This window comes from Psychrobacter sp. 219-2-C (assembly GCF_049560815.1).
Classification (GTDB): domain Bacteria; phylum Pseudomonadota; class Gammaproteobacteria; order Pseudomonadales; family Moraxellaceae; genus Psychrobacter; species Psychrobacter faecalis.
The window spans coordinates 2,476,907-2,494,776 of the sequence record NZ_CP186933.1; the positions used below are offsets into that span (position 1 = coordinate 2,476,907).

The window sequence follows — 17,870 nt, forward strand, 5'->3', positions numbered from 1 at the left end:
CATCTATAGATTGTTCTAAAATTCTACAAAACGATTGGGTATCAATTGGGCATTAGCATCATTAGGATGCGGCGCATCAGCAGCGCGCAGGGTTTGAGTAATCCAATGATCCGCCGCCTTTACTGCCTCGATAAGCGCGTCACCTATCGCCAAGCGTCCAGCGATAAAGCTCGCTAACGAGCAGCCAGAACCATGAAATTCACCTTTTAGGCGCGGTAAAACGCTTTTATGCACCATCTCGCCTTTGATATATAAATATTGCTCGATATCACCGCTATCAAAGTCGTGTGAAGTTTTGACCAATACCGCATGACAGCCTTGGGCGCATAGTTTTTGCGCACCGATATGTAAATCTTGCTCGTCGCTTAAAGCGCGTAGCTCATGCGTATTTGGGGTGATTAACGTCGCATAGGGCAGTAGTTTTCTAAACGCCGTTACCAAGGTTTGCTCATCGCCCAAGCTGCCGCCGCTATTGGCAACCAATACCGGGTCGAGGACAAATGGCGTCTCAGCAGCGATAACCTGCTCGGCAAATAAGCGCGTCAGCATGGCGATATTGTCAGTGGTACCAAGCATACCTGACTTAATCACGCGCACAGGCAAATCATCGAGCACGGTGGTCGCCTGTGCTGCTACCAAATCAGCAGCACAAGCCTCAAAACCAAATACCTGCTGTGAGTTTTGAATGGTGATTGCCGTACAAGCGATAGCGGCATGGGCACCTGCTTGACCGACTGCCTCGATATCCGCTTGTAATCCAGCACCACCTGACGGATCCAATCCTGAAAAACACAGTACTACCGGTCGCATAACCCTTCCTTTTATTTATTCTAAAATCAATCATAAATACTATAGCCATCCATTGACCAAAAAGCCATAGCCAGCAGATTTTAGTAAATACAATCAGTGAAAAGTAATATCAATATATCTGCTGATACCAATTTTTCTTGCTTGCTGTGCCTGCGCAGACAGAGGCCACGAAAAATTGATATCAGCAATCCCGTAGCGATTTTGGGATATTTTGATTATAAGTAATAAAGTCTAAAAACTCGGATATTCACCGCTAAATAAGATATTCCTTATGACTAGAGAATGATAAAACCATTTAAATTAATAATTATGACAAAAGCGGCATTAAATCTGTAGACAAGGCTTGCAATTCGTTTCGGCTTTGTTATAATACTCGCCCACGGCATAAGACGTATCATTAGCATCGATACTGTGTTTAGAGAAATAGTTTTTATAAAAATATTTTGATAAGCGTCTTAAATCGTCCGGTGAAGTGGGTGAGTGGCTGAAACCAGTTCCCTGCTAAGGAACCATACGTGTAAGCGTATCGAGGGTTCGAATCCCTCCTTCACCGCCATTTATTCAGTTGTTATAAAGAGTAATGACGCAAAAATAGCGTTAATGATATTTTAGATTAACATTCAAAAATAATTTGAATTTAATTAAAAAATAAGTTGACACAAGCGAGATTATCTATATAATAACCAACCTAATTTACTGCAATTGTTTTTGAATAATTCAGTAGATAATGTGCAAAGTACGCGCTTGTAGCTCAGTTGGATAGAGCACTTGGCTACGAACTAAGGGGTCGGGAGTTCGAATCTCTCCAAGCGCACCATTTGCATACTAGCTTATTTGTTCATGTAACCATTAAGCTAAACTAAATTAATCGCCTGTCTTATGACAATTTGGCGATTTTTTTATGTCTGTCATTTTTATAGCAGTACAATCTGGTATTGATGTTTTTTCCTAAACTCAAATTCTCCTGCCCTTGTACCAAAAGTCTTGTCTTATCATAAGGTACGCTAAGCGCCTGAATTACGGTACAATGAGCGCTCTATTTTTCGCTTGTTATGGGCTGGTATCATGTCAAAATCATCACCAAAAGCTGCTACTAAAGCAAAATCGCCACGCAACAACTCAGCGCATCAAGACTCCGTTGCCGAAGAGGCAGTGATTGCCAAGCCAGGCACGCGTATGGCGGCCATCCTTTATGATGGTATGTTGATTTTGGCACTACTGTTTTTGGTTGGTACGGTGCTGACAGTAATTGGTACGCTATTGACGATGGAGACGGGCACGCAGTCACAGCAAGCCAGATCGCTACCGACATGGTATCAAAACTTTATTATGACCCCTTCGTTTATCCTGACGCTGGTGGGCTTCTACGGGCTATTTTGGCGCCGCGGTGGGCAAACACTAGGTATGCAAACGTGGCGCTTAAAAACGGTCAATAATGATGGTCACCTGCTTACGTGGGGGCAGTCGTTCAAACGTATCTTGGCGGCGAGCCTGATGCCGCTGATATTTGGACTCATCGGTAGTGTCATCGGTGGTTCACGCGCTATCTTATTGACCAGTGCTTTTTTGGGCTTTGTTTTCAACTATGCCTTTTGTCTGTTTAATCGTCGCGGTTTGGCAATACAAGACATGCTCTCAAATACCATCACTTTAAAAATGCCGAAAACAGAAAATGAAGGGCTATGGCGGGTGATTAGAAACCGTAAGCAGGATAAATAAATAGCATAAAAAAAGCTGAATCTTAATTAGATTCAGCTTTTTTATTGATCACTTAAATAGCAGTCATGGATAATTAAGCCACTTGTACCGGAATGATATTGGCAGTGTCTTTCACGGTATTGTCTTCGTTGCAATACACCAGTTTTGGCTGATAGGTAGCGGCTTCTACTTCATCAAAATGGGCATAAGCGCAGATGATGACGATATCGCCTAGGTCTGCCATATGCGCGGCAGCACCATTTAACGAGATGATGCCAGAGCCCGCTTCAGCGCGAATCGCGTAGGTGCGAAAGCGTTTGCCATTGGTGACGTTGTAGATATCGATAGATTCGTTTTCACGCAGACCAGCAAGGTCTAGTAGGTCACCATCGATACCGCATGAGCCTTCATAATGCAGCTCAGCATGGGTAACACGGGCGCGATGTAATTTGCACTTGAGCATATTAAGTAGCATAGGTTGCTTCCTTAGGGTAACTGATATAAATGAACCAAATCAAAAGCTTAATGGGGACAGGGTAAGTAGAATAAAAGTTATTTGCCTAAAAGTCACGGCTAAATTTACGCTTTGGCGATTTAAATGACTTAAATGTTTGCCATCAACGGCAGATTATTCTGGTAATTTAAAGCCATTAATCTGCGAGCGTGCTTTTTCAATATCACCATCTAATAATAACGGTAAGGCGTCAAAAGCAGCACTTAACGCGCTATCGATAGCCATTTGCTCATCAGGCGCCGCTTTCGATAATACGTGACCGCTGACTTTAGACTTGTGACCCGGATGACCGATACCGATACGCAGGCGATGAAAGTCGTTGCCAATGTGCGGGGTGATATCACGCAGACCATTATGACCACCGTGTCCACCGTCGGTTTTAAGCTTGATACTGCCAGCGGGAATATCGAGCTCATCATGGGCAATCAGCAGCTCATTATTGTTAATACCATAAAAATTGACCATCGGCACCACCGATTGACCAGATTTATTCATAAAGGTCAGAGGCATAAGCAGGCGCACATCGTGACCATGAATTTGCCCGCGTCCCGTCACCCCGTGGAATTTTTTGTCAGGGGCGAGGGCAATATTAAACTGCTGCGCCAAATGATGGACGAACCAAAACCCTGCATTATGACGCGTAAACATATACTGCTGACCAGGATTACCAAGACCGACAATAAGCTTTATGGCCATAAAAACACCCTGCTTAAATTTAATAAATAAGAGATAAGGTTTGAAAAGTAAGATGAACTGATCGTGCTTATCCTACTTTTTAAACCTTCTTTTCAAACCTCAGTTACAAAAACAGCAGGAGACATTCATCACCTGCTATTTTTTGACTAAACCAATCTTTTATAACCGAGCAACCATAAGGCTGCTATATAAGCGTTATAAAGATTATTATTCAGCGTCTTTGTCTTCAGGCTCAGCACCTTGCTCAGTAGCAGGTACGTCAGCTGCATCAACTTCGTCAGCGTCTTCGTCAACTTCTTCAACTGTTGGTGGCTGCATGTTCACAACGGTACGGTCGTGCGCATCTTCCATGTCAAGATCAAAGATAATTACGCCTTCAGGCAATTTGATGTCTGATAAACGGAATAGATCACCAATTTCCATGCCTGATACGTCGATTTCTAAGTATTCAGGTAATTGTGATGGTAGGCAAACGATTTCAACATCAGATACTAGCGTAGATAAGATACCACCCGCTTTCGTACCTGGCGCTTCTTCACGGCCTGCAAAATGTAGCGGCACGTGCATGTTGATTTTTTGACCTTTCACAATGCGCTGAAAATCTGCATGCATTGGGAAACCTTTAGCAGGATGGCGCTGCAAGTCTTTGATAACGACTTGTTGCTCATCACCTTTATCGGTAGTGATGGTCAAAATTTGTGAGAAAAACGCTTCATATTCAAGCGATTTTACGAGCTCGTTGATTTTGATAGAGATAGCAGTTGGTTCTTCACCACCACCATAAATGATAGCAGGAACTAGGTTCTGCTTACGTAGGCGGCGGCTCGCACCTTTACCTTGTTGTTCAGCAGAGCGGTCAACTGCGTTGATTGCAAAATGATCAATAGCCATGGATATAATCCTATAGAGAGTATGTGAAGTATCTACCAGCAATAACAGACTTGCGACCAGTCTATCACCGGATAATCAATACTTTAGAAAGTATCAATCATGTCGCTAAGTATAAAATACCCAAAAATAATAGGGGTTAACGAATGATGAATACAGGCGCGCATTATACGTGATTCTTTAACAATAATAAAGACCTAGCTAAAATAGCGCACGCCAGTCTTACATAAAAAAACGCCAAGTCATTAAACTTAGCGTTTTTAGTAATATATTTTTTAGCGAAAGAAAATCTTAAGCATTAACTAGGCATCAAACATAGCGCTGATAGATTCTTCGTTATTGATACGGCGTAAGCTTTCAGCCAGCATCGGTGCGATACTTACTTGACGGATTTTGCTACAGGCTTTAGCCGCGTCAGACAATGGAATGGTATCAGTTACCACAATCTCATCCAATTCCGATTCGCTGATGTTCTTTAGCGCATTACCCGATAGGACAGGGTGAGTAATATAAGCAAGTACGCGGCGCGCGCCATTTTGCTTTAAGGCTTCAGCGGCTTTGCATAACGTACCTGCGGTATCAACCATGTCATCAACGATGACGCAATCACGGTCACGGACATCACCGATGATGTGCATCACTTGTGATTCATTGGCACGGGCACGGCGTTTATCAATAATCGCCATGTCGGTATCGCCCAACTGCTTCGCCATCGCGCGCGCACGTACCACACCGCCGACGTCAGGTGAAACCACCATGATATTGTCATAATCTTGTTTTTTAAGATCGTTCAATAAGACAGGCGTACCATAGATGTTATCAACTGGGATATCAAAGAAGCCCTGAATCTGATCTGAGTGCAAATCAACAGTCATAACGCGGTCAATACTAACGATGTTTAGCATGTCAGCGACGACTTTGGCCGAGATAGGTACACGTGCTGAACGCGGACGGCGGTCTTGACGGGCATAACCGAAGTATGGCATGACAGCAGTGATCCGGCCAGCACTAGAACGACGCAAGGCATCGGCCATCATCATGATTTCCATCAAATTGTCGTTAGTCGGTGCACAAGTAGGCTGCATGATAAACACGTCTTTACCGCGAACGTGTTCTTTGATTTCCACGGCAATTTCGCCATCAGAAAAACGCGTGATGTCAGCTTTACCAAGAGGTATATGGAGATGATCGGCTACGGTTTTTGCTAATTCTGGGTGGGCATTACCCGTAAAAATCGCCAAATAAGGCATGACAGAAGTCCTATTGATTAACTCAAGCAGCGACCGCTAAGCAGTATCAAACTGCTCAAATTTAGAAAAGAGTATGGAAAACTATTGATGACTACTATTACAGTAAAAAATGGCAGGGGTAGCTGGACTCGAACCAACGGATGTCAGGATCAAAACCTGATGCCTTACCAACTTGGCTATACCCCTGTAATGTCTAGGCTGTGTACGTCGATATCTAGGTATAATTTATACTAAATTACGCTTAGAATAGCGTCACGACCTGTTTGTTATATTATAAACAGATAAACTGTCTACAATATAACTTTTCCCTAACGGTGTTCATTGCGAACTATACCGAAACTGGGATAACGTTGTCAATGTCAATAAAATAAGCGTTTATTTAAAAACGGCTTATAATGACGACATATCGAACGCTTTACACTTAAAAATGGCAGGGGTAGCTGGACTCGAACCAACGGATGTCAGGATCAAAACCTGATGCCTTACCAACTTGGCTATACCCCTATTGAGGCGACCTATTATAAATAAATATTTAGATTTTGCAAGTCATTTGCGCCTTTTTATGGCTTTTATTATAAATAGGTCGAAAATAAAACCGATGTTGAGTTAATGAAAATTTATATATGGTATTTATACTCATTTTATTTATACGCTATGAGTAGGGTTTGGCCTCAGTTTTAGCTTGTATAGGCTAATTATTTGGTAAATCTGTAGCGTCCATAAACTGTGAACCCAAAAATACGATATACCTATTTTCCAAGCATTTAGGGTTGGCTTGTTGCTCGAAATTATAATCGTAACTAGGGTCGTATTTCCCGCCGCTTAAGGGTCCGTTAGTAAATAGCTCAGTATTCAAAGGTATATCAACGCCATTGGCGGTCAGAGTCTGGGTCTCCTCATTCCAAGTGGTTATGCCATGAGGAAACACAGGAACGTTAAGCCTATCATCGTTTTGGATAAGCAAACAGCCGTCTTTCATAACCAAAATGCCGCCCATAGCTGGTTCTATTTCCGCACCATGTTTATATGGATAAGTAAAAAAATGGGCATAGGGCTTATTCTTAAAATCGTTAATACTGCTATCACTGGCCATGTTATCGATAGATACTTTTGGCGCAGGTAACGTGACGTTTTGAGTATCAGAATTGTTGGTGCAGGCTGTCATGGCTATTGAAAGGGCCAAAATACTTATTGATAACGTAAAAGAATTGCCTTTCATGATAAATAACCTTTAAGCGAAGAAAATCATATTATTAATTCTATTTAACTTGTAGATTCCCCACTACGTACGCCGCACAAGGCGCATTGTTAACCCACTTTGCCAACAGCGTTTTATCATCAATAATACTCGCATCCAATGGCAAGAACACGGCGCTACCAGAGCCGGTCATACGAGCTGTGCTGAGTGCCTGTGATTCTAACCCTTGCAAATACCGTAACGCTGCATCGACGGCAGGGGCGATACTGGTGACGACATGACTAAACACATTTTGATAGGGTGAGTTTAAATGTTGCACGTAGTTATTGGAATGGTTTTGAATGGTTGCAATCGATAGCGGGGCGATATCTCGTTGTAGCTTTGGATGGGCGAACAGCTTAGCCGTGTTCACATGGGCGTTTGGGGTTAAGACTAAATATTGCTGCTCGGGCAAATCAATCGCTGTCAGCTCCTCGCCAATACCCATGGCAATCGCATCTTGCCCAAAGATAAATATCGGCACATCGGCGCCGATAGTAGCAGCGATTTTTATCAGCTCATTTTTAGTAATGTTAAGCTGCCAGATCTCATTTAAAACTAATAATGTCGTTGCCGCATTGGATGAGCCACCGCCCAAGCCTGCACCCATTGGTAAGTGCTTATCCAAGGTGATTTGCACTGATTGCAGCTGCTTAGGTAGTCTGTCAGCTTGAAGAGCAAATGCTAGTAACGCTTGGGCGGCTTTAAAAATCAGATTGTCATCGATACTACTGGTTATGGTGTCGGCACCAGCAAGCGTTAGCAGCTGATGACAAAGCTTAGTAGCGTCGAAGGTTTTATCTATAATAGAAAGTGCCGCATCGTCTACAAACGTAAAATGCAGATAATCGCCCCAGTCAAGCAGGCGAAAGACGGTTTGCAGATTATGATAGCCATCAGCGCGCTTACCAGTGATATGCAAAAATAAATTAATCTTGGCCGGTGACAAGCGCGTGATAACTGATGTTGCGGTGGGGCGTTCAGTCATAAATAAATGTCTTTATGAGTTGTAAGTAAAGATAGTGTTTTCTACTGTCTACATAAGGCCATTATTTTTGATGGTCGATGGTCATCACTACTTTATTGCCTTGTGACTGTACGGCACTGATTTTATTTGGCAATTTGTCGTTGCCTTTATAACTAAAGTTCGCTTGCCATTCACCATTGACCGAACTAATCAAACGATTTTGGTCATCAAGCTGTGGCGCGCTGTCTGAAGGCGCTGGGCGACCCGATATCCAATACGGCATTTGTGAAATCGGCGCTTGCCAGCCTGTGGCTTTTTTGAGCAAGGTTTCAGGGTCAGCAGCGGTTAAAGTACCGGTTTTTTCACTGACTAAAGTCGCCGACTGACCATTATATTCGATATTGGTTTTGCCAATGCCAAGCGCACCAATCAATTCGATAGCAAAACGGTCATTTTGTTGTCCCCATGCATAAAACGCACTGCCGCCTTGGTTTCCTGAATTGTCCTTACTCGGCGTGGTAACGCCGATTTTGCCCGTGATATTAAAGTTCTCAAGCTTTTTAGGTTGTTCAGGTTTCTGACCTTGTACCGTGCCGATAGGCTGGTTGGTAGCATTAGCGGTTTTTAATGATTGGCAACCAGATGTCATAACGAGCGCGGCGGTTAAAGCGCTAAATAGCGCCAGTTTATTCGGCTGGTTTTTTTTTAATACTGACATGATATATCCTCAAAAATAGACAAGTTTTAAAAGTAACAAGTTTTAAAAGTAATAGATTTTTTAAAAGATTAAATAAAACAATAAACGCTTAGCTTAAGCATCATTTGTTACGCGCTGATGCATGGCTGTTCATTTCTTATAACTGGCTTGTAGTTTTTAGCGCAAACGTTTTTATTTTTAATCGTATTTGATTATTAGTATTTAGTAAGCTTTGAGCAAAAAGCACTTTAATAAAGCTGTATACGGTCATTGACGTTGCGCTGCCCAAATGAAAAGCGCTCTTGTAACTCAGCAAGCAACGCCTCAACTTTTTCATTATCGCCTAGCCCTTGATAAGCGCGCAGCAGTAGCGTGCCAGAACGCAGAGTTGGAAAAACGTCGTACGGGGTTTGTAGATAATCGATGACTTGTTGATAATCTTCGTTCGCTAAAGCATTGGCGGCGAGTACGTTTAACGCTTGCAAATGCAGCTCATTGTCATAGCGCGGGTCATCATAACGGATTTGAATGATTGCCGTTGCTAGCGCCAAACCTTGCTTGGATCTGCGTTCATTGGCGAGCAATAACTGCGCATAGCTAAGCTGATAAGCAAGGTTGGTTGGGTCGAGCGTTTGCAAATGGTTTAATAAGGTACGTTTGACGATATAATCGTCTTTGTCGTCAAGCAGCTGGGCGCGGGCAAATAGCAGCATCTCATTATTAGGATATTTGCGGCTGGCGCGCGTTAATAACCGTAGCGCTTCCTCGGATTCATTTTGCTGCCATAAGATATCCGCTTGCATGACAAAGCTGTCAGGCGCGAAGATGCTAAAGTCTTTACGCAGCTTCTCTAAAGTAGCAATGGCTGCATCGACGTCGTCATTTAGCAGCTCAAACGACACCACTTTTCGCCGCGCTTCTAACACCAAGTCCTCTTGCATCACGCCATTGAGATAGTATTTTGCTTGCTCAAAGCGCTGTTGGCGCTCGGCACTGATGCCAAGGTAGTAATAGGCTTGGTCAAGATAAGCCGGATTTTTAGCCAAGATATTCAGCAGCTGATCGGCGCTGGCGTATTCTTCAACGTCCAAGCTCACCAGCGCGGCGAGCAAAGTGATTTCGTCATCATCAGCAAAGCGCCCGTGTGCATCGAGTAATAGCTGCCAAGCCTGCTCGCTTTGCCGCAAATCGAGTAAATAACGAATCTCATATAAGTATAAGCTCTTGCTATCAGGGTTCCGTAGGCGCGCTTGGTTAATATAATCAAGCACGGCTGCTGATGGCTTGGTCTTGCGTAAGATGTCGGCTTTTAAAGTGATAAAAGGCACATAATCTGGCTGGCGCGCAAGGGCACGATCGATATGGACAATAGCAACCTCAGGCTCATCAAATTGATACAGTAAACCAGCCTTTAATACCGAAAGCGAAGCGTTTTGCTCGCTATCGATAGGTTGCAAAGCGGCAAGTAACTCGCGTTTGTCTTCATCAGTATTGGGATAAATGCCAATCAGAATTTCGCTCAGATCGGCTCGCGGGTCATAGCTTAAAATGCGATTTAGAGTGGCGCCCGCCAGTTCATAGTCGTGCGCGCGCAGGGCCAAATGCGCCACATAGAACCAAGCGGGCACGTGGTCGGGGTTTTGGTCTTGCCAAGTTTTGGCAAAGCGCAATGAATCCTCAACGCTTTCATTACGTAAAGACAAGCTTAGGGCGCGCTCAAATACCGCAGTTGCATCTTGTTTAAAAGATTGCTGCTTATAAATAGTTAGCGCGCGCTTATTATTATCGCGATCTGCGGCAAACTCGGCATCCAACAGCGCGTATAAACTTGGCTCACCAAGCTCTGATTGGGTTTGGCTAAATGCTACTAGATTGCTTACAGAAGTATCGTTTTCTGCTAGCTGAGACTGCTCAGTAGACGGTAGTTGAGAAGGTATTTCATGAGCAGTATGACCAATGATATCGCTTTTCTTGGCTGGTGAAGTTGTAGGCGAATTGGCCAAATCAGTGTTTAATATGGGAGCGGTCAACGCCGGGCTGACATACTTGGCGTGGGCGGGTAATCCTAGGCATAGACAAATGGCCAACGACAAGGTTAGCTTATAACGCTGGCATAGGCGCTCTATGGTGGCTTGCAATAAGGCGCGGAGGCGAGATTGATCATTATACATAGGTTGCAGTCTAAAGGATGACCCAAAAAATCTAGCGAGCAATATTTCCCCATTAGTCCACTTGCATTCTAACAGGAGGATTTTATTGTCATTATTTTAAATAAGTATTCGTCATTACCATTATAAGAGCAGATGAAAGCGATAAACAATAGCGCCTATGTTACTCAAATACTAACAATATTTAGGCGATTAATTAATGACGATAAATGACTTTAAGTAGCGTTCAATAAACTCTGATAGCTTAAACATCTGCTAGTAAACCAGCGTTTTTAAGTTAGACAAATAACACTGGCATTTATTTTAAAGCCTTGGAGCAGTTGATTTATCGTCGCCATGCCCAGATACAGACAAATACCATCGCCCAACGCTGCTTGTTAAATAAAGCCAGCAATAATGATATAATAGGCGCTTTTTAGACGTTTATATTGGCAAGTATTAATTAAAGACGTTTTTTCACAGCCAGTTTAGCAAGCGCTGTCTGTGAAAAACTGTTTTTTAGCACTGCTGATTGAATAGGTTTTTTCACATTCTAAAAGCGTTTGGCTGGCAGGTAAACGTTATATTTATGGTCTATCAATAATGAGATTAGTGGTCATTGGGGTCAATCACAAAACCGCACCAGTCGCTCTGCGAGAGCGCTTGGCGCTTGTCGGTGACGATGTGAATATTGCCCTTCAGCAGCTAGAGTGCTTCACCGATGGTAGCGTGATTGTCTCGACGTGCAACCGTACTGAGATTTATGCGCTGATTCCGCAAGTCCCAGCATCGCCAGAATCAGGCGCGGCTTTAGCAGCGCAGCAAACTGCTGTCTCGAGTAGTAATGCCATTAGTGGGCAGCCTTCTGCCGCGGCAATCAGCGCCCATATCTTAAAAATTAAAGCGTGGCTGGCGGATTTTAAACAGTTACCTTTAGCTGAAATTGACCCTTATTTGTATGTGCATCGTGATACCCATGCGCTGACTCATTGGCTGCGAGTCGCTGCTGGTCTTGACTCGATGATATTGGGTGAGCCGCAGATACTTGGTCAAATCAAACGTTCTGTGCATTTGGCGCAAGACCAAAAAGCGCTCAGCAATCAGCTCGGCTGGATTGTTGACCAAGTATTTGCTGCTGCCAAACGCGTGCGTAACGAAACCAAAGTCGGCGCTCAAGCGGTATCGCTGAGCTATGCTGCAGCCAAATTGGTGACGCAGATATTTGACGATTTGCCCAATCGCACGTTATTGGTTGTTGCGGCAGGCGAGATGAATCGTTTGGTGGCAACGCATATCGCTGGGCTTGGGGTCGGGCGGGTCATTATTTGTAACCGCAATCCTGAGCGCGCCGAAGTGTTGGCCGCCGAATTGCGTCGACCCGAGCGTATAGTAGAAGTGAAATCGCTGCAAGAGTTGCCGCAAGTATTGGTAGAAGCTGATATCGTCAGTAGTTGTAGCGGCAGTATGGATATATTGATTGATAAGACCATGACCTTGCGCGCGCTTAAAAGCCGGCGTTATCAGCCGATGCTGATGATTGACTTGGCGGTGCCGCGCGATATCGACTCTACCATTAGCCGTATCGACGATGTGTATTTGTATTCTGTTGATGACTTGCAACACGTGATTGCTGGTAATATTGAGCAGCGCCGGCAAGCAGCGGTCGATGCTGAGCTGCTGGTCAGTCAGTTGGTGGTTGAGATGGATCGGCGCTTTCAGGTGCGCCAAGTCGGTAAAGAGATTCAACAATATCGCGCGCGCACCCATGACCAAGTCGATAAGCTGCTGCATGAATCCATTGCTAAGCTGCAACAAGATAACGCCAGCCCTGAAGCTATTATCACTGAGCTATCGCGGCGTTTAACCCAGACGCTGACCCATGCGCCCTCGAAGTTGATGCGTAAAGCGGCACGCGAAGGTGACAATGAATTGCTAGATTTTGTGGTCTCGGGATTACAAGACGCGCATCGTGGTCGTCGTCAGTAATCATTACTCCTTTTAATTCACTAATTGTTTTTCTTACTATTTCTCTTAAAACCGTTTCTTTTAAAGCTCTTCCTTTTGAAACGGTTTCTCTTTAAAAATCATAAATTGGCTAAGCTTTCGACTTATGCAAGCTGAGCGTTGTCAACCTGCATTATCAGTGCTAATATCAAGTTGTTATGAGTGTATTAAGTGGCGATAATTTTTGGTTATGTGGCAGCGGTTATTTATAATGAACCTTTAACTAATTGATTTTGGCTTTTTTTCAAAGCTTAATTCTATCAATTGCTTCTTAATATCTTCTCATTTCATTAATTTTCAGTATTGATGTTTCAATAGGCTGTCATTCACAGTCTGATAATGGCGCGCCTATCGTCTGTAGTACTGTTTAGAATAAAAATAAAGCGCACACGACATACTCGTCAACGGCAATAGCGCTAGGATAAAGCGCTATATCGTCAACCCTGCGTCATACTCTCGATGATTACTCGATATGAGGGCCCGATAAATACTATCTATCGTAGTATTCGGCTCGTTATTACTAGAATTTGCCAATACCTATATTGCCTAACTATAAACTAGGAGCGTCCTATGACTGCATTACGTCAAGATATTGATCCAAACGGCTTATTAGAATACTCGGTGGTCTATACTGACCGCGCCTTAAACCACATGTCAAAAGTCTTTCAGCAAGTAATGAATGACTTGTCTAGCAACCTAAAGTCAGTCTATAACGCTGATGCGGTGGCGATTGTACCTGGTTCTGGTACTTACGGCATGGAAGCGGTGGCGCGTCAATTGGCCAATGATGCAGACTGCCTGATTATCCGTAACGGTTGGTTTAGCTATCGTTGGACGCAAATTTTAGACAAGGGCAAAATTGCCAAGTCGTCTACAGTATTGACTGCCAATCGTGAAGAGGGTGAGACGCCAAAGCCGTTTTCTCCAGTTGCTATCGATGAAGCGGTTGCTAAAATCAAAGAAACAAAACCTGCCATCGTTTTTGCCCCTCATGTTGAAACCTCATCAGGCATAATTTTGTCAGAAGACTATATCAAAGCATTGGCCGAGGCCGTACATAGCGTTGGCGGTCTATTGGTCATTGACTGTATTGCCTCGGGTTGCGTCTGGCTTGATATGAAAGATTTGGGCATTGATGTGCTGATTAGCGCGCCGCAAAAAGGCTGGAGCAGCACACCGGGCGCAGGTCTGGTGATGCTCAGCGACGCGGCTGTGCAAAAAGTAGAGAGCACTGAATCTGATAGCTTTAGCCTAGATTTAAAACAGTGGTTAAATATCATGCGCGCCTATGAAAATGGCGGTCACGCTTATCATGCAACCATGCCAACCGATAGCTTACGCCAGTTCCGCGATGCCGTTGATGAAGCTAAGGAAGTCGGCTTTGATAAACTTTGCGAGGCGCAGTGGGAGCTTGGTAAGCGTATTCGTAAAGTATTGGCGGACAAAGGCATTGAAAGCGTGGCGGCAGAAGGTTTTGAAGCACCGGGTGTTGTCGTTGCTTATACTGACCGTGATGACATGCATAAAGGTAGCGCCTTTGCTGAAGCTGGCATGCAAATCGCCGCTGGTGTCCCGCTACAAGTAGGCGAGCCTGAGAACTTTAAAACTTTCCGTTTAGGTCTATTTGGTCTTGATAAATTGACCGATGTTGACGGAGCGGTACAACGTTTTGAAAAAGCGCTTGATGAAGTATTGGCAGAGCAGCCTGCATAATTTTTACTATAAGTTAGGTAACAATACTGAGTTCTGTTAAACGGATCTCAGTATTTTTTTACCTATTTATTATATTTTATTATATAATGTATTTATATAAAACGAATTTAAAACTGTGTTTGATAAAATTGGCTTAGGTAAACATTATGAGTATACAAATAGACTGGCAGGCATTTACGCCAATCTCCTTAGTAGGCGGACTGATGCTAGGGGTGGCGACTGCCATTTTGCTGTTAGGTATTGGCCGTATTGCGGGGATTAGTGGTATTTTCTCAAGCCTCTTAAAACCCAAGCGCGTCGAGATGTGGCAGGTTTTATTTATCGCCGGTCTTATCGTCTCGCCGTTATTATATCGTTTGGTCAAGCCGTTACCAGTGCTAGATATCAGCACCTCTATACCGTTATTAATTGCGGCAGGGCTGCTCGTTGGTTTTGGCACGCGTTTCGGTTCAGGCTGTACCAGCGGACATAGTATTTGCGGTAATGCGCGACTGTCACCACGCTCGATGGCGGCGACAGTGACCTTTATGTTGTTTGGTATCTTAACCGTTTATATCGGTCGCCATGTTTTGGGTTTGATTTAAAAATCGCATAGACAGCACGTTATTTATAACTGCTTGGATTAATACATTAGGTGTGAGAAAAAATGCTGAAAAATATAATTGGATTAGTAGCAGGATTATTATTCGGTTTTGGACTGCTGATATCAGGGATGACTGACCCTGCTAAAGTACAAGGCTTTTTGGACGTCTTTGGCGCGTGGGATATCTCCTTGGCACTGGTGATGGGCGGCGGTTTAATAGTAGCGATAATCGGTGTGCAATTAGCCAAATGGCAAAAGACCAGCTGGGTGGGCACTTTTATCTTATTGCCAAGTAAGACGGTGATTGATAAAAAGTTGCTAATCGGCGCGATGATGTTTGGTATCGGTTGGGGACTTGTGGGTATCTGCCCAGGACCGGGTATCGTGCTACTTGGGACAGGACAATGGCAAGCGTATGTCTTTATTCCAGCAATGATAATGGGTATGTTGGTTTATCAATGGCTTGAACCAAAGCTGAATTAGTTGTTTGGCTATAGTCAGTCCTAAATAAAATTAGTACAAGTATGATAACGCGCTACTGGTATTCATTTTCCTTGCTTGCTGTGCCTACGCAGACAGAGGCTGCGCAAAATGAATACCAGTAGCTCTGTGTTTATTTTATAGCAGACTGTCTACAAGAATAAGTTTTACGTTCTTAGTTCAAGAAAAAAGGGTCAGCCTAATCATAAGACTGACCCTGTTTTATGCAAATTGCTCAAAGTGCAAGTTTTTCAAAAGCTATTATTTAGCGCTAGCCGTAACTTTTGGCGTTTCGTGCGCCAATGATTTGGCGGCTTGGCGTAGCTCAAACTTCTGTACTTTACCGGTACTGGTTTTCGGAATTTCAGCAAAGATAATATATTTCGGCACTTTAAATCCAGCCAAATATTGCTTGCAATGCTCCATGACATGATCGCGTTGCAAAGTGCTACCAGCATGAATTTCGATAAAGGCGACGGGCACTTCGCCCCATTTATCATGCGGCGCGGCAACGACCGCACAGCTTTGGATTTCCGGCATTTTATATAAGACGTTTTCGACTTCGATACTAGAGATATTTTCGCCACCTGAGATGATGATGTCTTTAAGCCTATCCATGATTTTGATATAGCCGTCAGGGTATTTGACGCCCAAATCACCGGTACGGAACCAACCATCGGCAAAGGCTTCTTCAGTGGCTTTTCGGCTTTTAAGATAGCCTTTCATCACCATGTTACCGCGCAGTGCCAGCTCGCCCATCTCTTCGCCATCAGCAGCAACGGGTTCAGTGGTCCCTTGTTTAAACAGCTCAAAGCCTGTCATCAAATGCGAGGTCACTCCTTGACGAGATTTTTTCTGCGCACGAGCAGCGACATCAAGCGCATCCCATTCTTCTTGCTCAGCACAAACAGTGACCGGACCATAAACTTCGGTGAGGCCATAAACATGTGAGATATGAAAGCCCATGGCTTCCATAGCAGCGAGCATAGTTTCAGACGGCGGCGCACCAGCGACCCAGCCTTTGACTTCATGGTTAATGGCTTCTTTATACTCAGGCTTACCGCCGGCAATCATATTGTGCACCACGGGCGCTGAGCAATAATGGCTGACTTTATACTTGGCAATCAGCTGCAAAATCAAATCAGCGTCAATTTTACGTAAGCAGACGTTGACGCCCGCGCGCTCAGCGATGGTCCATGGGAAACACCAACCATTACAATGGAATAGTGGCAGCGTCCATAGATACATGGGATGCTTGGGCATATCCCAATCTAAAATATTAGACACGGCATTGAGCGTGGCACCGCGATGATGGTAAACCACGCCTTTGGGCTTACCAGTGGTGCCAGAGGTATAGTTGAGCGCAATGGCATCCCATTCATCGAGCGGTTTTTCCCAATTATCCAAATTGTCTGAGCTGGCGATTAACTCTTCATAACTCATACTGCCAAAACGCTCGATATCAAGCGCTTTATCGGTCGCATGAATCACGTTGAGGTTGGGAAAAGCTTCATCAATAATCTCAGCGTGCTCAGCAAACTCGCTATCTAAAATCAATACTTTGGCCTCTGAGTGTTGCAGGCAAAAGGTTAGGGCATTGATATCAAGTCGGGTATTAAGGGTACAAAGCACGCCGCCTGACATTGGCACGCCAAAGGCGCATTCGACCATCGCTGGCGTGTTCGGCATCATCACCGCCACCGTGTCATTTTTATCGATACCCAATTTACGCAGACCATCAGCCAATTGACGACAGCGATCATAAGTCTGTTGCCATGTCTGCGTGAGCTCATTGTGCTCTAGGTCGTCGTAGATAATTGCAGTCTTGTCAGGATAAACCTGCGCGCTGCGGATAATAAAATCGATAGGGGTCAGCGGTTGGTGATTGGCAGCGTTTTTGCCAAGACCGGTGTGAAAGTCTGTCATGGGGATAGTCCTTTATCGTATTGCGGGTATTCGATGGTGCAGGGATTTAGCGAAGCGGCTATTATAGAAGCCGTTGTCATAAAAACGGTCGTTATAAAACACGTTAAATATTGACAACGCTCACGCTATTATAGCCAATCGCCCCAAAAATTGGGCGGGTTTTATGAGGTTTGCTTAATAAAAGCCATAAAGTCGAGGTAAACATCTGACTGTCTAGGATTGGTATCAAGATAGTGCTCACTCATCAGTCGCTTGTCCGC

At 44.1% G+C, this 17,870-nt stretch carries 15 protein-coding genes and 4 tRNA genes; 7 read left to right on the forward strand and 12 right to left on the reverse strand.

Annotated elements, in window-relative coordinates:
• Window positions 1–15: 15 nt before the first annotated feature.
• Window positions 16–810 (reverse strand): hydroxymethylpyrimidine/phosphomethylpyrimidine kinase, encoded by a 795-nt coding sequence (locus tag ACPEGP_RS10170; RefSeq protein ID WP_423813327.1) that lies wholly within the window; start codon window positions 808–810, stop codon window positions 16–18.
• A 466-nt stretch (window positions 811–1,276) separates the two neighbouring features.
• Here ACPEGP_RS10170 and ACPEGP_RS10175 point away from each other — a divergent pair.
• From ACPEGP_RS10175 to ACPEGP_RS10185, 3 genes are all read left to right on the forward strand, one after another.
• A tRNA-Ser gene (locus ACPEGP_RS10175) sits at window positions 1,277–1,366 on the forward strand.
• A gap of 184 nt (window positions 1,367–1,550) precedes the next feature.
• Window positions 1,551–1,627, forward strand: a tRNA-Arg gene (locus ACPEGP_RS10180).
• A 248-nt stretch (window positions 1,628–1,875) separates the two neighbouring features.
• Window positions 1,876–2,529, forward strand: coding sequence for an RDD family protein (locus tag ACPEGP_RS10185; protein WP_068405779.1), 654 nt, complete (start codon window positions 1,876–1,878; stop codon window positions 2,527–2,529).
• A 73-nt stretch (window positions 2,530–2,602) separates the two neighbouring features.
• Here ACPEGP_RS10185 and panD read toward each other — a convergent pair whose 3' ends face one another.
• The 10 genes from panD to ACPEGP_RS10235 form a co-directional block, all read right to left on the reverse strand.
• The gene (panD, locus tag ACPEGP_RS10190) at window positions 2,603–2,983 is read right to left on the reverse strand and encodes an aspartate 1-decarboxylase (protein WP_045443274.1); all 381 of its coding nucleotides are present in this window, start codon (window positions 2,981–2,983) and stop codon (window positions 2,603–2,605) included.
• A 153-nt stretch (window positions 2,984–3,136) separates the two neighbouring features.
• Window positions 3,137–3,718, reverse strand: coding sequence for an aminoacyl-tRNA hydrolase (gene pth, locus ACPEGP_RS10195; protein ID WP_068404711.1), 582 nt, complete (start codon window positions 3,716–3,718; stop codon window positions 3,137–3,139).
• A gap of 207 nt (window positions 3,719–3,925) precedes the next feature.
• Window positions 3,926–4,609, reverse strand: coding sequence for a 50S ribosomal protein L25/general stress protein Ctc (locus ACPEGP_RS10200; protein ID WP_068404709.1), 684 nt, complete (start codon window positions 4,607–4,609; stop codon window positions 3,926–3,928).
• A gap of 299 nt (window positions 4,610–4,908) precedes the next feature.
• Window positions 4,909–5,856 carry a ribose-phosphate pyrophosphokinase gene (locus tag ACPEGP_RS10205; protein ID WP_068404706.1) on the reverse strand — a complete coding sequence of 316 codons (948 nt, stop codon included), beginning with the start codon at window positions 5,854–5,856 and terminating at the stop codon, window positions 4,909–4,911.
• A gap of 110 nt (window positions 5,857–5,966) precedes the next feature.
• Window positions 5,967–6,042 (reverse strand) — tRNA-Gln (locus ACPEGP_RS10210).
• A 242-nt stretch (window positions 6,043–6,284) separates the two neighbouring features.
• Window positions 6,285–6,360: transfer RNA gene (locus tag ACPEGP_RS10215), tRNA-Gln, on the reverse strand.
• Window positions 6,361–6,547: 187 nt separating this feature from the next.
• Window positions 6,548–7,075 carry a hypothetical protein gene (locus tag ACPEGP_RS10220; RefSeq protein ID WP_423813328.1) on the reverse strand — a complete coding sequence of 176 codons (528 nt, stop codon included), beginning with the start codon at window positions 7,073–7,075 and terminating at the stop codon, window positions 6,548–6,550.
• Between the two features lie 40 nt (window positions 7,076–7,115).
• Complete coding sequence (gene ispE, locus ACPEGP_RS10225) at window positions 7,116–8,081, reverse strand: 4-(cytidine 5'-diphospho)-2-C-methyl-D-erythritol kinase (protein WP_423813329.1); 966 nt, start codon at window positions 8,079–8,081, stop codon at window positions 7,116–7,118.
• 61 nt (window positions 8,082–8,142) lie between these two features.
• The gene (gene lolB / locus ACPEGP_RS10230; protein WP_191690186.1) at window positions 8,143–8,778 is read right to left on the reverse strand and encodes a lipoprotein insertase outer membrane protein LolB; all 636 of its coding nucleotides are present in this window, start codon (window positions 8,776–8,778) and stop codon (window positions 8,143–8,145) included.
• A 227-nt stretch (window positions 8,779–9,005) separates the two neighbouring features.
• Window positions 9,006–10,928, reverse strand: a complete 1,923-nt coding sequence (locus ACPEGP_RS10235; RefSeq protein WP_423813330.1) for a tetratricopeptide repeat protein — start codon at window positions 10,926–10,928, stop codon at window positions 9,006–9,008.
• A 579-nt stretch (window positions 10,929–11,507) separates the two neighbouring features.
• Here ACPEGP_RS10235 and hemA point away from each other — a divergent pair.
• The 4 genes from hemA to ACPEGP_RS10255 all read left to right on the forward strand — a co-directional run bounded on the left by hemA (window position 11,508) and on the right by ACPEGP_RS10255 (window position 15,687).
• Complete coding sequence (hemA, locus tag ACPEGP_RS10240; RefSeq protein WP_423813331.1) at window positions 11,508–12,890, forward strand: glutamyl-tRNA reductase; 1,383 nt, start codon at window positions 11,508–11,510, stop codon at window positions 12,888–12,890.
• A gap of 588 nt (window positions 12,891–13,478) precedes the next feature.
• Window positions 13,479–14,621 carry an aminotransferase class V-fold PLP-dependent enzyme gene (locus tag ACPEGP_RS10245; RefSeq protein WP_423813332.1) on the forward strand — a complete coding sequence of 381 codons (1,143 nt, stop codon included), beginning with the start codon at window positions 13,479–13,481 and terminating at the stop codon, window positions 14,619–14,621.
• Window positions 14,622–14,767: 146 nt separating this feature from the next.
• Window positions 14,768–15,205, forward strand: coding sequence for a YeeE/YedE family protein (locus ACPEGP_RS10250; RefSeq protein WP_423813333.1), 438 nt, complete (start codon window positions 14,768–14,770; stop codon window positions 15,203–15,205).
• Window positions 15,206–15,267: 62 nt separating this feature from the next.
• On the forward strand, window positions 15,268–15,687 hold the full coding sequence (locus ACPEGP_RS10255; protein WP_144296760.1) for a DUF6691 family protein: 420 nt from the start codon (window positions 15,268–15,270) through the stop codon (window positions 15,685–15,687).
• Window positions 15,688–15,945: 258 nt separating this feature from the next.
• On the opposite strand, the gene ACPEGP_RS10260 is transcribed toward ACPEGP_RS10255, so the two are convergent.
• On the reverse strand, window positions 15,946–17,610 hold the full coding sequence (locus ACPEGP_RS10260; protein WP_423813334.1) for an AMP-binding protein: 1,665 nt from the start codon (window positions 17,608–17,610) through the stop codon (window positions 15,946–15,948).
• Window positions 17,611–17,870 lie beyond the last annotated feature (260 nt).

Coding starts and splice junctions, on each gene's coding strand:
- ACPEGP_RS10170 (WP_423813327.1), bottom strand. CDS start 810: ATGCGACCGGTAGTACTGTGTTTTTCAGGATTGGATCCGTCAGGTGGT.
- ACPEGP_RS10185 (WP_068405779.1), top strand. CDS start 1,876: ATGTCAAAATCATCACCAAAAGCTGCTACTAAAGCAAAATCGCCACGC.
- panD (WP_045443274.1), bottom strand. CDS start 2,983: ATGCTACTTAATATGCTCAAGTGCAAATTACATCGCGCCCGTGTTACC.
- pth (WP_068404711.1), bottom strand. CDS start 3,718: ATGGCCATAAAGCTTATTGTCGGTCTTGGTAATCCTGGTCAGCAGTAT.
- ACPEGP_RS10200 (WP_068404709.1), bottom strand. CDS start 4,609: ATGGCTATTGATCATTTTGCAATCAACGCAGTTGACCGCTCTGCTGAA.
- ACPEGP_RS10205 (WP_068404706.1), bottom strand. CDS start 5,856: ATGCCTTATTTGGCGATTTTTACGGGTAATGCCCACCCAGAATTAGCA.
- ACPEGP_RS10220 (WP_423813328.1), bottom strand. CDS start 7,075: ATGAAAGGCAATTCTTTTACGTTATCAATAAGTATTTTGGCCCTTTCA.
- ispE (WP_423813329.1), bottom strand. CDS start 8,081: ATGACTGAACGCCCCACCGCAACATCAGTTATCACGCGCTTGTCACCG.
- lolB (WP_191690186.1), bottom strand. CDS start 8,778: ATGTCAGTATTAAAAAAAAACCAGCCGAATAAACTGGCGCTATTTAGC.
- ACPEGP_RS10235 (WP_423813330.1), bottom strand. CDS start 10,928: ATGTATAATGATCAATCTCGCCTCCGCGCCTTATTGCAAGCCACCATA.
- hemA (WP_423813331.1), top strand. CDS start 11,508: ATGAGATTAGTGGTCATTGGGGTCAATCACAAAACCGCACCAGTCGCT.
- ACPEGP_RS10245 (WP_423813332.1), top strand. CDS start 13,479: ATGACTGCATTACGTCAAGATATTGATCCAAACGGCTTATTAGAATAC.
- ACPEGP_RS10250 (WP_423813333.1), top strand. CDS start 14,768: ATGAGTATACAAATAGACTGGCAGGCATTTACGCCAATCTCCTTAGTA.
- ACPEGP_RS10255 (WP_144296760.1), top strand. CDS start 15,268: ATGCTGAAAAATATAATTGGATTAGTAGCAGGATTATTATTCGGTTTT.
- ACPEGP_RS10260 (WP_423813334.1), bottom strand. CDS start 17,610: ATGACAGACTTTCACACCGGTCTTGGCAAAAACGCTGCCAATCACCAA.